The organism is Vogesella sp. XCS3 (assembly GCF_020616155.1).
In the GTDB taxonomy this organism is placed as follows: domain Bacteria; phylum Pseudomonadota; class Gammaproteobacteria; order Burkholderiales; family Chromobacteriaceae; genus Vogesella.
This window is the reverse complement of record NZ_CP085530.1, coordinates 902,802-917,205: the sequence shown is the minus strand read 5'-3', so window position 1 is coordinate 917,205 and position 14,404 is coordinate 902,802. Positions and strand designations below refer to the sequence as shown.

Annotated in this window: 12 protein-coding genes; 6 read left to right on the top strand and 6 right to left on the bottom strand. The window is 63.4% G+C overall.

Annotated elements, in window-relative coordinates; all coding sequences use genetic code 11:
• Positions 1 to 2 precede the first annotated feature (2 nt).
• The 3 genes from LCH97_RS04180 to ilvA all read right to left on the bottom strand — a co-directional run bounded on the left by LCH97_RS04180 (position 3) and on the right by ilvA (position 3,924).
• Positions 3 to 1,532, bottom strand: a complete 1,530-nt coding sequence (locus LCH97_RS04180) for a FecR domain-containing protein (RefSeq protein ID WP_227303541.1) — start codon at positions 1,530 to 1,532, stop codon at positions 3 to 5.
• 148 nt (positions 1,533 to 1,680) lie between these two features.
• The gene (locus LCH97_RS04175) at positions 1,681 to 2,328 is read right to left on the bottom strand and encodes an HAD family hydrolase (protein WP_227303540.1); all 648 of its coding nucleotides are present in this window, start codon (positions 2,326 to 2,328) and stop codon (positions 1,681 to 1,683) included.
• A 66-nt stretch (positions 2,329 to 2,394) separates the two neighbouring features.
• A complete protein-coding gene (ilvA, locus tag LCH97_RS04170; protein ID WP_227303539.1) occupies positions 2,395 to 3,924 on the bottom strand; it encodes a threonine ammonia-lyase, biosynthetic in 1,530 nt (509 codons plus the stop codon).
• 217 nt (positions 3,925 to 4,141) lie between these two features.
• Here ilvA and LCH97_RS04165 point away from each other — a divergent pair, with 217 nt between their 5' ends.
• The 4 genes from LCH97_RS04165 to lipA are packed head-to-tail and all read left to right on the top strand — an operon-like array spanning position 4,142 to position 7,214.
• On the top strand, positions 4,142 to 5,284 hold the full coding sequence (locus LCH97_RS04165; RefSeq protein ID WP_227303538.1) for a D-alanyl-D-alanine carboxypeptidase family protein: 1,143 nt from the start codon (positions 4,142 to 4,144) through the stop codon (positions 5,282 to 5,284).
• A gap of 56 nt (positions 5,285 to 5,340) precedes the next feature.
• Positions 5,341 to 5,619 carry a YbeD family protein gene (locus LCH97_RS04160; RefSeq protein WP_026107877.1) on the top strand — a complete coding sequence of 93 codons (279 nt, stop codon included), beginning with the start codon at positions 5,341 to 5,343 and terminating at the stop codon, positions 5,617 to 5,619.
• A gap of 3 nt (positions 5,620 to 5,622) precedes the next feature.
• Positions 5,623 to 6,246 (top strand): lipoyl(octanoyl) transferase LipB, encoded by a 624-nt coding sequence (lipB, locus tag LCH97_RS04155; RefSeq protein WP_227303537.1) that lies wholly within the window; start codon positions 5,623 to 5,625, stop codon positions 6,244 to 6,246.
• Entirely contained in the window at positions 6,243 to 7,214 is a 972-nt protein-coding gene (gene lipA, locus LCH97_RS04150; RefSeq protein WP_227303536.1) for a lipoyl synthase, read from the top strand. Before lipB ends, lipA begins: the two co-directional genes overlap by 4 nt.
• Before the next feature lie 253 nt (positions 7,215 to 7,467).
• Here the strand turns inward: lipA and LCH97_RS04145 are convergent, their stop codons facing one another.
• The 3 genes from LCH97_RS04145 to LCH97_RS04135 form a co-directional block, all read right to left on the bottom strand.
• Positions 7,468 to 8,775: an FAD-binding oxidoreductase gene (locus LCH97_RS04145; RefSeq protein ID WP_227303535.1), complete on the bottom strand. Its 1,308-nt coding sequence runs from the start codon at positions 8,773 to 8,775 to the stop codon at positions 7,468 to 7,470.
• 197 nt (positions 8,776 to 8,972) lie between these two features.
• Positions 8,973 to 10,238: a Y-family DNA polymerase gene (locus LCH97_RS04140; RefSeq protein WP_227303534.1), complete on the bottom strand. Its 1,266-nt coding sequence runs from the start codon at positions 10,236 to 10,238 to the stop codon at positions 8,973 to 8,975.
• Positions 10,235 to 10,663, bottom strand: a complete 429-nt coding sequence (locus LCH97_RS04135; protein WP_227303533.1) for a LexA family transcriptional regulator — start codon at positions 10,661 to 10,663, stop codon at positions 10,235 to 10,237. The genes LCH97_RS04140 and LCH97_RS04135 overlap by 4 nt, the downstream gene beginning before the upstream one ends.
• Positions 10,664 to 10,933: 270 nt before the next feature.
• Between LCH97_RS04135 and LCH97_RS04130 the strand changes: the two genes are divergently transcribed.
• Positions 10,934 to 12,391: an aminoacyl-histidine dipeptidase gene (locus LCH97_RS04130; RefSeq protein WP_227303532.1), complete on the top strand. Its 1,458-nt coding sequence runs from the start codon at positions 10,934 to 10,936 to the stop codon at positions 12,389 to 12,391.
• Positions 12,392 to 12,660: 269 nt separating this feature from the next.
• Entirely contained in the window at positions 12,661 to 14,391 is a 1,731-nt protein-coding gene (locus LCH97_RS04125; RefSeq protein ID WP_227303531.1) for a ShlB/FhaC/HecB family hemolysin secretion/activation protein, read from the top strand.
• Positions 14,392 to 14,404: the final 13 nt, after the last annotated feature.

Here is a 14,404-nt window from a genome sequence, read left to right as displayed (position 1 = left end):
GGTTAATCGACCAGCAGGATGTCATCCAGTTCTGTGGCCTGGTAGCCATCGGGTGTGCTGACCTTGTAGCTCACGCGATAGCGGCCGCTGAACAGGCGCTCGCTGTCTTGCCATGCAGGCTGGCTGTTGCTGTAGACAAAGGCCTGGCTGTCTCGCCCCAGCAGCTGCAAGGTGAGCTGGTAGCGCGCATTGGCCAGCGGGTAAGGCCGGCCGCTGATCTGCATGCCGCGCGGGTAGCTGGCGCGCCACAGGCCGGCGTCTGCCTGCAGGCTGTAGGTCTGACTATAGGGGCCGGGCTTGCCTTGTTTGTCCAGGCGGGCAACCTGCCAGTACCACTGGCCACCTGCCTCCAGCTGGCGCGCGCTATCTGGCTGGCTGATATCCCAGCTGGCGGCGACGGGCTGCATGTCTGGCTGGCGGGACAGCAGTACGCGGTAGCGCGTGCCGGTGTCGCCACTAAAACGGAAGGCTAGCTCGCGGCCGGCCAGGCGGCTGCCCTCTGCCGGGCTGAGTACCAGCGGCGGGGCAGGGTGGGCGTGAACGATGAAATTGTGCTGTGCCGGGTAGCCCTGCAGCCCGTTGGGCAGCTGGCTGCGCACGGTAAGCTGATACTGGCCATTTTCCAGCGCGGGATACCACTGCGCCGTTTTCAATAGCTTGTCGTCCATCATGCGGCGGCTGGGTTGGGTGCGCATCAGGTTGGCCTGATACGCAGCCATGCCTTCTGCCGGCTTCCACTGCAGGATGGCAGGTGAAAAAGACTGCACGGCAGCAAGCGGGCTAAGGTCGGGGGCGGGCGGGAGTTTGATGCTGCCGCCAGGTGCTTCGCCACGGCGGGTAACACTGCCAAAACCGGCGCCTACGGCCTGGCTGCCGCTGTGGCCACTGACTTCTACCTGGCCTTCTACTACCTCGGTGGCCGAGCTGTCCGCGTCGGCCACGTTTACGCGAAAGCCCGTGCCGCGTACGGCGGTAATGGCACTGGGTGTCTGGATGGTGTGCCGGTTTTGCATCAGCGGGTTTTTCACCACGCTATTGTCTATGCTGCCGCTTTCTATGCTGAGCCAGGTGTTGCTGGCGCCAGTGCTGGGAAAGAACGTGGCTTCCTTGATGGCAAAGCGGGCATTGGGGCCGATGCTTACCAGGCTGCCTTCTTCCATCAGCAGTTTCAGCGCGCTATTGGGGCCGGTGCGGATAATCTTGCCAGCGGCGAGCGGGTAGCGCTGGCCTGCCTCCAGGGCCTGGCCGTCCAGCGTGGCGTCGCCTACCAGGTCGGTTACCGTGGCGCTGGCACTGTGCTGGCGCATCAGCTGCAGCGGAATGCGCAGCGTGGTGTCCGGCTTGAGTGCATACGGGTTGCGTATGGCGTTCAGCTTTTGCAGTGCCGGGGCGTGCGCCAGGGTACTGAGGTGCACACGGGCGATACTCCACAGCGTGTCGCCGGGTTTGATTGTGTATTGCCAGTCACCATTGTCGGCGTGGCTGGCACTGGCTAGGCAGAGGGTCAGGAGTATCAGGCGTTGGGCGTGCATGGCGGGCCGAGGCAAATTGAATAAGTTGATGCGGAATAATTACAAAACGATTTTAAAACTTTTAACAGCGGCGTGCAGGAAAAGCGCCACGGTCTAAAGTGTGGCATGGCAAACCAAGGGTGAAATGCCATGCCGTTTGCCTGCATTCTTACAGGTGCTTTAGCAGCTCGGCGGGCTGGTCGATACTGATGTCGGCTTGCCAGCTGGCGGTATCGTCGCTGTCGGCAATATAGCCCCAGTTTACCAGCACGGTTTTCATGCCTACGGCGCGGCCGGCCTGTATGTCGCGCTCGGCGTCGCCCACGTACAGGCAGTGGTGCGGGTCGGTATCGATCAGGCGGCAGGCGTGCAGCATGGGCGCCGGGTCCGGTTTGGCCACGCCCACGGTATCGCCGCTTACCACCACGGCGGGCGGCACGGCAAACGGCAGCGCCGGCACCAGGCGGTCGGTAAAGCGCATCGGCTTATTGGTGATGATGCCCCACTGCAGGCCGCGTGCAGCCAGCGCCAGGATCAGCTCGTTGATGCCGTCAAACAGCGTGGTGTGGCTGGAAAAATCGTGGTCGTATTGCTCCAGAAAGCGCAGGCGGTACTCTTCGAAACGCGGGTGGCTCGTGTCGATGCCGAAGCCCAGGCTCACCAGCCCGCGCGCACCGTGGCTGGCAATGGGGCGTACCGCTGCGTACGGCTGTGGCGGCAGGTTTTCTTCGGCCAGCAGGCGGTTAAGGGCGGCGCCCAGGTCGCGGGCGGTGTCGGCCAGGGTGCCGTCCAGGTCAAACAGTACTGCCTTGATCATGCAAGCGTTCTCCAAAAAAATGCGGCCAACCTTGGGGGCAAGGTTGGCCGCAAGTTTACGTCAGCCCTAGCGTACTGTCTTGCCGAGGAACAATTTGTAGGCCGGGTTATCGGTTTCTTCCACATACGGGTAGCCCAGCTGCGCCAGGAAGGTCTGGAAGGCCGCGTCGTCCTCGCGCGGCACCTGGATGCCGATCAGCACGCGGCCGTAGTCGGCGCCATGGTTGCGGTAGTGGAACAGACTGATGTTCCAGCCGGTCTGCATGGCTTCCAGAAAGCGCATCAGCGCGCCCGGGCGCTCGGGGAATTCGAAGCGCAGCACGCGCTCGTCCTTCAGCTGCGGGGCGTGGCCGCCTACCAGGTGGCGAATGTGCAGCTTGGCCAGCTCGTTGTCGGTGAGGTCCAGGCCGTCCAGCTCGTTGGCCTGCAGGTCGGCCACGATGCGGCCAACGTCTTCGCGGCCGGTGATCTGCACGCCCACAAACACGTGCGCAATGCTGGGGTCGGCAAAGCGGTAGTTGAACTCGGTAATGTTGCGGTTGCCGATGACGCTGCAGAACTTCTTGAAGCTGCCCGGTTTTTCGGGGATGGTCACCGCAATCACCGCTTCGCGACGCTCGCCCAGCTCGGAACGCTCCGATACGTGGCGCAGGCGGTCAAAGTTCATATTGGCGCCGCAGTTGATGGCCACCAGCGTTTTGCCGCTACAGCCTTCGCGTTCCACGTAGGCCTTGGCAGCGGCCACGGCCAGCGCGCCGGCCGGCTCGGTAATGGAGCGGGTATCTTCAAAGATATCCTTGATGGCGGCGCAGATGGCGTCGGTATCCACCAGCATGATCTCGTCCAGCAGCTCGCGGCAGATGCGGAAGGTTTCTTCGCCTACCAGCTTGACGGCTACGCCATCGGCAAACAGGCCCACGTCTTTCAGCTCTACGCGGTAGCCGGCTTCGATGGATTGCTTCATCGCGCTGGAGTCCACCGGCTGTACGCCGATGATCTTGATTTGCGGCTTCAGGCGCTTGATGTAGCTGGCCACGCCCGCGGCCAGGCCGCCGCCGCCGATGGCCACGAATACCGCCTCGATATCGCCCGGGTGCTGGCGCAGGATTTCCATGCCGATGGTGCCCTGGCCGGCAATCACGTCCGGGTCGTCAAACGGTGGGATGTAGGTCTTGCCGGTTTCTTCCACCAGCGTCATGGCGTGCTGGAAGGCGTCGCTGAACGATTCGCCGGCCAGAACTACTTTGCCGCCACGGCGGGTCACGCCATCAATCTTGATGGCTGGCGTGGTGGCGGGCATCACGATGGTGGCTTCCAGCCCCAGCTTGCTGGCCGATAGCGCCACGCCCTGGGCGTGGTTGCCGGCGCTGGCGGTAATCACGCCGCGCGCACGTTGCTCGGGGGTGAGCTTGGACATCTTGTTGTAGGCGCCGCGCAGCTTGAACGAGAACACCGGCTGCAAGTCTTCGCGCTTCAGCAAAATGGTGTTGCCGGTGCGGCGGCTTAGGTTGGTGGCGACCTCCAGCGGGCTTTCGATGGCCACGTCGTACACATTCGAGGTTAGGATGCGCTCCAGATAGTCCTTGGGGTGTGGCATGGTTATTTATTCCGAGTAATTTTTTTGTCCCTGAAAAGGCAGATTAACAGGAACTAAGCTGCCTGCGAAGGGTATAAAAACCTTTGTACTGCGGGCTCCCACCCTGTTGTGCCGGCCTTGTGCCAGGCAATATTTTGTATCCCGTGGCGCAATCTCTCCCGGCCCGGCGTGTATAATGCCCGGCTGTTTTGCGACAAACCCACCGTCTATCGTTTCAATGAAAAAAACCACCTCGCTTTTGCTGACGGCAGCCTTGTCGCTGTCCACCCTGGCACACGCCACCACACCGTTTGTGCCACCTGTGCCGGAAATCGCCGGCAAGGCCTACTTTATTACCGATTTCTACAGCGGGCAGGTTGTTGCCGCCCGTGACCCGGATACCCGTATCGAGCCTGCGTCGCTGACCAAGCTGATGACGGCGTACCTCACCTTCAAGGCATTGAAGGAAAAACGCCTGACGCTGGACCAGATGCTGACCGTGTCGCAGGTGGGCTGGAAGCAGGAAGGCTCGCGCATGTTCCTCGACCCGAAAGTGCCGGTGTCGGTGGACAATCTCATCAAGGGCATGATCGTGCAGTCCGGTAACGACGCCTGCGTCACGCTGGCCGAAGCCATTGCCGGCAGCGAAGAAGTCTTCGCGCAGATGATGACCACCGAGGCCAAGCGTCTGGGTATGAGCGCCACCAGCTTCAAGAACTCGACTGGCCTGCCGCACCCGGAGCACTACACCACCACGCGCGACCTGGCCACGCTGTCTACCGCCATCATCCACGACTTCCCCGAGTTCTACCCGATCTACTCGATGAAGTCGTTCAGCTACAACAACATCACCCAGCCGAACCGCAACCTGCTGCTGTACCGCGACCCGAACGTGGACGGCATGAAAACCGGCCACACTGCCAGCGCCGGCTACAACCTGATTGCCTCCAGCAAGCGCGATGGCCGCCGCGTGGTGTCGGTGGTGGTCGGCACGGCCAGCGAAGAAGCCCGTGCGGTGGAAAGCTCCAAGCTGCTGAATTACGCGCTGCAGTTCTTTGAAACGCCCAAGCTGTACGACGCCAAAAAGCCGGTGTCGGAAGTGGCCGTCTACAAAGGTGCCAGCAGCAAGCTGCCGGTAGGCTTTGCCAGCGACGTGTACATCACCGTACCCAAAGGCCAGGCCAGCCAGCTGAAAGCCGACCTGACCACCACGCAGCCGATGATCGCCCCGGTGGCTGCTGGCCAGACCGTGGGCAAGCTCACCGTGAGCCTGGCAGGCAAGGTTGTGCTGGAGCGCCCGGTGGTGGCGCTGCAGGCTGTGGAAGAGGGTGGTTTCTTCAGCCGCCTGTGGGATAGCATCAAGCTGTGGCTGGGCTGGTAATTTGAATGGTTGGCCGCATCTATGCGGCCAACCCTTTTTGTATTCAGGATGTGCATATGAGCAACCCGACAAGCGATATCAAAGACCTGCTGGAATTTCCGGCTCGCTTCCCCATCAAGGTGATGGGCGAGCGTACCGATGCCTTCCTGCCGACCATCTTCGAAGTAGTGCGCCTGCACGCGCCAGACCTGGAGCTGGCGCATATCGTGTCGCGTGACAGTTCCAGCGGTAAATACGTGTCGCTGACCGTAACCGTGACGGCTACCTCGAAAGAGCAGCTGGACAATATCTACCGTGCACTGTCCGGCCACCCGCTGGTGAAGTGGGCCCTGTAAAACATGAGCCGCATCGTCAAACACTTGGGGCAGGTTGACTACACGCCCACCTGGCACGCCATGCAGGCGTTTACCGAAGCCCGCACCGACGCCACGCCAGACGAGCTGTGGTGCCTGGAGCACCCGCCGGTGTATACCCTGGGCCTGGCCGGCAAGCCCGAGCACCTGATCATGCCCAGCAGCATCGAGGTGGTGAAGTGTGACCGTGGCGGCCAGGTGACCTACCACGGCCCCGGCCAGCTGGTGGTGTATCTGATGATCGACTTCAAGCGCATGGGCATAGGCGTGCGCGAGCTGGTGCGTCGTATCGAGCAATCGGTAATCGACCTGCTGGCCGAACTGGGCATTACCGCCTACGGCGACGTGAACGCGCCGGGGGTGTATGTAGCGGGCGAAAAAATCGCTTCGCTGGGGCTAAGAATCAAAAACGGTGCGGTGTACCACGGCCTGAGCCTGAACGTGGACATGGACCTGACACCGTTCAGCTGGATTAACCCTTGCGGCTATGCCGGCCTCAAGGTGACGCAACTCAAAAACCACGGAGCCACCCTTACCGTGGCAGAAACCGCCGCGCAACTGCTGCCCCACCTGGAGCGCAACCTAGCGGTGACGAAGGAGACAGCATGAAACTGGACAACCAGGCAGGCGTAAAACACAAAGGCGCCGACAAGACCGCACGTATCCCTATCAAGATCGTGCCACTGGACGAAAAGCTCAAAAAGCCGGAGTGGATTCGCGCCAAGCTGCCCAATGGCCAGCGCTTCAACGAGATCAAGCAGATCCTGCGCGACCAGAAGCTGCACACCGTCTGTGAAGAGGCTACCTGCCCGAATATCGGCGAATGCTTCAGCAAAGGCACGGCCACCTTCATGATCATGGGTGACATCTGCACCCGCCGCTGCCCGTTCTGCGACGTAGGCCACGGCCGCCCGAACCCGCTGGACGTAAACGAGCCGCGCCACCTGGCCGAAACCGTGGCCGCGCTCAAGCTGCGCTATGTGGTGATTACCTCGGTAGACCGCGACGACCTGCGCGACGGCGGTGCCCAGCACTTTGCCGACTGCATCAGCGAAATCCGCAAACTGTCGCCCGACACCCAGATCGAAGTACTGGTGCCGGACTTCCGCGGCCGCCTGGACGTGGCGCTGGACATTCTCAGCAAGAACCCGCCGGATGTGATGAACCACAACCTGGAAACCGCACCGCGCCTGTACAAGCAAGCGCGCCCGGGTGCCGACTACATCCACTCGCTGGAGCTGCTCAAGCAGTTCAAGGCGCTGTGCCCGGATGTACCGACCAAGTCCGGCATCATGGTAGGCCTGGGTGAAACCGACGAGGAAGTGTATGAAGTGATGGCCGATATGCGCCGTTACAATATCGACATGATCACCATCGGCCAGTACCTGCAGCCTACCGACGGCCACCTGCCGGTGCTGCGCTACGTGCACCCGGACCTGTTCAAGGCCTTCGAAAACAAGGCTTATGAAATCGGCTTCAAGCACGCTGCTGTCGGTGCCATGGTGCGTTCCAGCTACCACGCTGACGTACAAGCCCACGAGGCTGGTGTTGTGGATGCCAGCGCGATTGTCGGTTAACGCCGGCTAGCCTGGGCACCGCATCACCGCGGCCCTGGTGCGCAACAGCCCCCGTCTGGCCAGGCCAGGCGGGGGCTGTTTGTTTTCGGGCGGGTGTTGTTGGCCGCACGAGTTGGCGGTGTCTGCCTGTGCCATGTCTGGCTTGGCAGTTTGCCGGTGGCCAGTTTCCGGTGCGTCTGCCGAGCCATGGTGTACGGCAGGCTGCGGCCAACGTTGGCCGCAGTGCCCGGTTTACTCGGTGGGGCAGCCTGCCTTAGCGCAGCTTTTCCAGCATCTGGTAGTACCACATGCCGGCGGCCAGCAGCGGGTTGCCCAGCTTGCTGCCCAGCGGTACGCGGATATGTTTGCAGGCGGCAAAGGTGTCGAACTGGCTTAGCGTGCCGGTGATGGCCTCGGCCATGATCTCTCCCATGATGTGGCTGCTGGCCACGCCGTGGCCGGAGTAGCCCTGGCAGTACCACACGTTGTCCGACAGCTTACCCAGCTGTGGAATGCGGTTCACCACAATGCCCATGGCGCAGCTCCACTGGTAGTCGATCTGCACGCCCTTCAGCTGCGGAAAGGTGCGCTCGATGCACGGCAGCAGCTCGGCAGCGATATCGCGCGAGTCGCGGCCGCTGTAGTTGGCGCCGCCACCGAACAGCAGGCGGCCGTCGGCCGTCATGCGGTAGTAATCCAGCACAAAGCGGCAGTCGTACACCGCCAGGTCGTGCGGGTTCAGCGTGTTGGCCAGCTCGCCCAGCGGGCGGGTGGTGACAATGCCGCCCATGGCCGGAAAGATCTTGCCGCCCAGTTGGTCTTGCGCCAGCTTGTGGTACACGTCGCCGGCCAGCAGGATGTGGCGGGCGTTGACGCGGCCGTGGGCGGTGACGATGGCCGGGTGCGGGCCGTGCACGATGTCCAGCACCTCGGTGTGTTCGTACAGCCGCGCACCCAGGCTGGCGGCGGCGCGCGCTTCGCCCAGGCACAGGTTGAGCGGGTGCAGGTGCAGGTTGCGGCGGTTTTTCAGCGCGCCGCAGTACTGTTCGGTGGCCAGGTGCTCGCGCACGGCAGCTGCGTCCAGCAGGGTGACGTCGTCGCCCATGCCGCGGCGCTGCGCTTCGTCGTAGCTGGCTTGCAGCTCGGCCATGTGTGCCGGTTTCATCGCCGCGTGCAGGTGGCCGTGCTTGAGGTCGCAGGCAATGCCGTAGCGCGCCACGCGCTGCTGGATGATGTCGTGACCGCGCCAGCGCAGCTGCCAGATGAAGTCGTCCACGTCGTCGCCCAATGTCTGGCGCATCTGCTTGCGCATGGCCTCATCGCCCGACAGGCTGCCGGTGACCTGGCCGCCGTTGCGGCCGCTGGCGCCCCAGCCGATCTTGTTCTGTTCCAGTAGCACCACGCTCAGGCCGCGTTCGGCCAACTCTACGGCGCTGGCCACGCCGGTGAAGCCCCCGCCAATGATGGCGACGTCGGCTTCCACCGTGCCTTGCAGCATCGGGTAATCGCTTTCCGCTACGATGGTGGCGCTGTAGTAGGAAGGGCTGCGCGGCTGGCTGCCGTGCTGGGCGCGTGCGTTCATGGGTTCTCCTTGTGGCTGGCCGGTGCGGGGGCGTGGCAGGATAAGCAGGCTGGCGCTGCCAGTATTTTTATAGCGACGTTGGGATGGGTAGTTCACCGTGCCAAGCGTGGCAGGCGCTAGCTTGCGCCAGAATTACACGTGAGTTAAATCATCACTTTCTTATGTAAACTTTTGCTTTTTCTCAACCAATTGGCGTCTTAGCGCGCGCAGGGTAGCTCGTTCCATTGCGTGGTCCAGCGCGGCGAGCGCAGCTCCTGCCGCATGGCCCAGCCGTCGTGCAGGCTTTCTGCGGCCAACCTTAGCGTGCCGCGGCCGAATTGCTGGTTGATGCGGTCCAGTGTTTGCATCAGCTGCTGCCGGCGCGGGTTGGCCGCACTGCCGAACAGGCTTTGCTGGCCGTGGTGGCTGTTTTCCAGCGCCATCAGTACCACGCCGGCTTTTTTGTAGCTGCAGTCATCGCGATAAATCTGGCGCAGGCCGGCTAGTGCGGCGCGGGTAAGGTCGGCGCTGTCGCTGCTGGCGCCTGGCAGCGCCACGGCGATCCAGCCGCGGTATTGGCGGTCTTGTTCGCGAAAGCGGTTGGTGCGGATGCTGACGCCCACCAGGTTGGCCAGCCCGTGCTGGCGGCGCAGCTTTTCTGCGCAGCGGGCGGCGTGGTGGCTGATGGCGCTGGCCAGGGTGTCAAAATCGGTGACTTGCCGGGCAAAGCTGCGGCTGGAGATCAGCTGCTGCTTGTCGGCGTGGATATCGTCGGCGCCGACGCAGGCTTCGCCGTTGAGCTCGGCCACGGTGCGCGCCACCACGATATTGAAGCGGCGCTGGATGTCCGCTACGTTGGCTTGCTGCAAGTCCAGCGCGCTGCGGATGCCGCAGGCGGCCAGCCGTGCGGCCAACTGCCGTCCTATGCCCCACACCTCGCCCACGGCCAGCCGGCCCAGCAGTAGCTGCTGGTAGTGCGGTGCCAGCCAGTCCCAGCCGAATACGCCCTGGCATTGCGGCCGTGTCTTGGCGACGTGGTTGGCCAGCTTGGCCAGCGTCTTGCTGCGGCCAATGCCCACGCAACAGGGGATGCCGACGCTTTGCAGCACGTCGGCGCGAAGGTTGGCCGCGTGCTGGCGCTGTTCGGCAATACCGTCCAGGTGCAGGAAGCATTCGTCGATGCTGTACACCTCTTGCTGCACGCCCCAGCGCGCAATCACCTGCATCATGCGCCGGCTCATGTCACCGTATAGCGCGTAGTTGGAGCTGAATACTGCTACGCCGTGGCGGCGGCACGGCTCGGCCACCTGGTGGTAGGGCGCAAAGCCGGGAATGCCCAGTGCTTTGGCTTCGGCGCTGCGTGCCACCACGCAGCCGTCGTTATTGCTTAGCACGATGATGGGCTTGCGGGCCAGGTCGGGGCGGAACACGCGCTCGCAGCTGGTATAGAAGCTGTTGCCGTCCACCAGCGCAAACTGGCTCATGGCAGCAGCCGCCGCACGCAGGCGCTGACCACGCCCCAGATGTGCAGCTCCTGGCCGGGGCCGATCTCGATGGGCGGGTAGGCCGGGTTGTCTGGCAGCAAGGCGGTGCGCCCGTCACGCTGGTGCAGGCGCTTGACGGTGAACTCGCCGCAGACCACCGCCAGTACGATGTGGCCGTGGCGCGCCGGCAGGCTGCGGTTTACCACCAGCAGGTCGCCGTCGTGGATGCCGGCATCCTGCATGCTGTCACCGCTGACGCGCACCATGAAGCAGGCGGCGGTGTCGTCGATCAGGTAGCGGTTCAGGTCCAGGTGGCCTTCCAGGTAGTCGTCTGCCGGTGAGGGGAAGCCGGCCGCCACACGGCTGGCGTACAGGGGCAGCGTACCGGCGTGGGGCGTGGGGTGGGGCAGCATGGTGGCGTGCATGGCAATCTCCTTTTTTTGATTATGTACAAAATCAAAAAACTTGCCAAGCCAGGGCAGACAGCCCGACGCTACGCTGCCTGATCGGTTATCGAAAGTGCGGCTTTGTTGCTGTTTGCCCCTGAAAACTGGCCGATTAGTGCAAATGACGCTCTGCGGCCTGCGTGTTACATTACGCTCAACCTGTTGACGGGGCGGCACAGCGGCCGCCCCTTGTTCATGGCGCACAAGGCCGTGAACTGCCCCCTGAATACCGCAAAGGAGCTTGTTGTCGTGGTAAACATTGCCGAACTCGAACCCCGTGCCGTCTGGGAACACTTCCAGACCCTGTGTGATATCCCGCGCCCGTCCAAGCACGAGCAGGCGCTGCGCGACTACCTGAAAGGCTGGGCCGAGCTGCGTGGCCTGGAAACCGCCGTGGACGAGGTGGGCAACCTGGTGGTGCGCAAGCCGGCCACGCCGGGCATGGAAGACCGTATCGGCGTAGTGCTGCAGGGGCACCTGGATATGGTGTGCCAGGCAAATACCGGCACCGAGCACGACTTTTTCAACGACCCGATCCGCCCGGTGCTGAAAGACGGCTGGCTGATCGCGGAAAACACCACGCTGGGCGCCGACAACGGCATCGGCGTGGCGCTGGGCCTGGCCGTATTGTCCACCGACGACATTGCCCACGGCCCGGTAGAAGTGCTGATGACGCTGGATGAAGAAGCCGGCATGGGCGGCGCGCTGGGTTTGTCGCCGACGCTGCTGCAAGGCCAGATGATGATCAACATCGATACCGAAGAGTGGGGCGAGTTCTATATGGGCTGCGCCGGTGGTATCGACGTGAACGTACGGCGCACTTACGCACAAGAGCCACTGCCGGCTGGCTACACCGCGCAGCAGCTGGTGGTGTCCGGCCTGGTAGGCGGCCACTCCGGCGCCGATATCCATCTGGGTCGTGGCAATGCCAACAAGGTGCTGGTGCGCCTGCTGACCGAGTTGGCCGCAACATTGCCACTGCGCCTGGTGTCGTTCAACGGCGGTACCGCCCGCAACGCGCTGTCACGCGAAGCCTTTGCCGTGGTGGCGTACCCCGCGGCCCAGGCCGAGCAGGTAGCTGCCGCCATCGATGCCTATCAGGCACTGATGCGCTTCGAGCTGGCTGGTGTGGACGAAGGCGTCACCATTACGGCCAACCCTGCAGCGGCCAGCAGCATGATGGCTCAGGCTGACCAAGACGCCATTCTGGCCGCTTTGCACGCCGCCCCGCACGGCGTAAAGCGCATGAGCCAGCGCGTGGCGGGTGTGGTGGAAACCTCCAACAACCTGGGCGTGATCGCCATCGGTGACGGCAAGGTGTTTGCCAACTTGATGGTGCGCTCGTTGCTGGATAGCGGCTTCCGTAACCTGGCCGCCGAAATCGTGGCGCTGTTCAAGCTGGCCGGCTTCGATACCGAAACCGAAGGCGGCTACCCGGGCTGGGCGCCGAACCCGGCGTCGCCGCTGCTGGCGCTGTTCCAGCGCGTGTACCACGAGCAATTCGGTGCCGAGTCGGGCGTGCAGGTAATTCACGCCGGCCTGGAGTGCGGCATCATCGGCGCCAAGTACCCGCAGATGGACATGGTGTCGTTCGGCCCCAATATCCGCGGTGCACACGCACCAGGCGAGCGCGTGGAAGTGGCCTCGGTCGGCCACGCCTGGAAATTGCTGCAAGCGGTACTGGCGGCCGTGCCGGCCAAAGCCTGACCTTCCCGTATTTCCCCTGACACGGGCACAGCGCCCGTTTGCACCCTGCCTCTCACCTGGGCAGGGTGTTTCTTTTTGTGCTGTCAGATTGCGGCATGACATGGTGATGTCAATAAGCGACAACCCGCTAGGGTAATGATTTATAGATATTTTTGGCTTGCCGATAGGTCTTGTTATAGTGCCGATTTGATTTAATCGTCATTTTCAATTTAAACAAAATCTATCGAAATGGCTGGGCGCTCCGCGGCCCGGCCAGACAGAGCCTTACCATGCCTATCTATTCCCGCCCACTACGTTCTTTCTGCCACGCGCTGCTATGCCTGCCAGCCATCATGGTGCAGGCGCAAACCGGCCAGGCTGCCACCCCGGCCCAGCTCGACGCCCGCGAACAGCAATTGCAGCAACAACGCAGTGCCCAGCAGCCGCAGCCCGATGCGCCCGATGTCCACCTGCAGCCCGCTACCACGGTGCCACTGCAACGCTATCACCGTGGCGAGGCACCATGCTTTGTCATCAGCGACCTGCGCCTGCAGGGCGACAGCGCCGGGCGCTTTCAATGGGCGCTGGCCGCCGCCGATCGTGACAGCAGCGGCCGCGAAGACATACTGGCAGGCCACTGTCTGGACGTAGCCGGCATCAACCTGGTAATTAACCGGGTGCAGGCGGCCATTCTGGCGCGTGGTTACATCACCACCCGCGTGCTGGCCGGGCCGCAACAGCTGGCGACCGGCGTGTTGGCGCTCACGCTGATTCCAGGACGCATCCGCGACATACGCTACGCCCAGCCGGCTGCCGAGCGCCTGCACGCGGCCAACGCCTTGCCGATGCAGGCAGGCGACCTGCTGAACCTGCGCGATATCGAACAAGGGCTGGAAAACCTCAAGCGGGTACCGACTGCCGAGGCCGATATCCGTATCGAACCCGCCGCCGCCAGCGACGCGGCCCCGGGCGATAGCGACCTGGTGATCCAGTGGCAGCAGGCCAACCCTTACCGCTTTACCCTCAGTGCAGACGACGGCGGCAGTAAAAGTACCGGCCTGTACCAGGGCAGCGCCACGCTGTCGTACGACCATCTGTTTACCCTGAACGACCTGTTCTACCTTACCCATAACCACGATCTGGGTGGCGGTGCCGATGGCGAACGCGGCAGCGAGGGCTACGCCTGGCACTACAGCATCCCGTTTGGCTACTGGCTGCTGGCCTACAGCGGTAGCCGGCACCGCTACCACCAGGCAGTGGCGGGTGCCAGCCAGACCTATCGCTACAGCGGCAAAAGCGAGAGCAGCGAGCTCAAGCTCAGCCGGCTGGTGTACCGCAATGCCGTGCGCAAGCTCACCCTGTCACTGAAAGGCTGGCAGCGCGGTAGCAGCAACTTTATCGACGACACCGAAATCGAGGTTCAGCGCCGCCGCACCGCCGGCTGGGAGGCGGGTGCCAACTGGCGCGAGTTTCTGGGCAGCGCCACGCTGGACGTGAACCTCGCTTACCGCCGCGGTACCGGTGCCCGCAATGCGATGCCGGCGCCGGAAGAGGCATTTGGAGAAGGCCGTTCGCGCCCCCGGCTGTACCAGGCCGACGCGCAACTGGACGCGCCGTTTGCGCTGGGCGGGCAAAAGCTGCGCTACGGCCTGGCCTGGCGCGCGCAGTGGAACCGCGGCCCGCTAGTGCCGCAAGACCGCTTTGCCATCGGCAGTCGCTACACCGTGCGCGGTTACAACGGCGAAAACCAGCTCAGCGCCGAACGCGGCTGGCTGCTGCGCAACGAGCTGGGCTGGCAGCTGGCCGGGCAGGAACTGTACCTCGGCTACGACTACGGCCGCGTGGCCGGCCCCAGCGCCAGCCTGCTGCTGGGCCAGCGCCTGGCCGGTGCCACGCTGGGCGTACGCGGCCGGCTGGGCAGCCTGGCCTACGACGCCTTTATCAGCCAGCCGCACGGCTACCCCGACTACCTGCGCGCCGCCCGCACCACCGGCGGTGTCAGCCTGAATCTGCAGTTTTAACCAGGAGCTGCGC

Coding starts and splice junctions, on each gene's coding strand:
- LCH97_RS04180 (WP_227303541.1), bottom strand. CDS start 1,532: ATGCACGCCCAACGCCTGATACTCCTGACCCTCTGCCTAGCCAGTGCC.
- LCH97_RS04175 (WP_227303540.1), bottom strand. CDS start 2,328: ATGATCAAGGCAGTACTGTTTGACCTGGACGGCACCCTGGCCGACACC.
- ilvA (WP_227303539.1), bottom strand. CDS start 3,924: ATGCCACACCCCAAGGACTATCTGGAGCGCATCCTAACCTCGAATGTG.
- LCH97_RS04165 (WP_227303538.1), top strand. CDS start 4,142: ATGAAAAAAACCACCTCGCTTTTGCTGACGGCAGCCTTGTCGCTGTCC.
- LCH97_RS04160 (WP_026107877.1), top strand. CDS start 5,341: ATGAGCAACCCGACAAGCGATATCAAAGACCTGCTGGAATTTCCGGCT.
- lipB (WP_227303537.1), top strand. CDS start 5,623: ATGAGCCGCATCGTCAAACACTTGGGGCAGGTTGACTACACGCCCACC.
- lipA (WP_227303536.1), top strand. CDS start 6,243: ATGAAACTGGACAACCAGGCAGGCGTAAAACACAAAGGCGCCGACAAG.
- LCH97_RS04145 (WP_227303535.1), bottom strand. CDS start 8,775: ATGAACGCACGCGCCCAGCACGGCAGCCAGCCGCGCAGCCCTTCCTAC.
- LCH97_RS04140 (WP_227303534.1), bottom strand. CDS start 10,238: ATGAGCCAGTTTGCGCTGGTGGACGGCAACAGCTTCTATACCAGCTGC.
- LCH97_RS04135 (WP_227303533.1), bottom strand. CDS start 10,663: ATGCACGCCACCATGCTGCCCCACCCCACGCCCCACGCCGGTACGCTG.
- LCH97_RS04125 (WP_227303531.1), top strand. CDS start 12,661: ATGCCTATCTATTCCCGCCCACTACGTTCTTTCTGCCACGCGCTGCTA.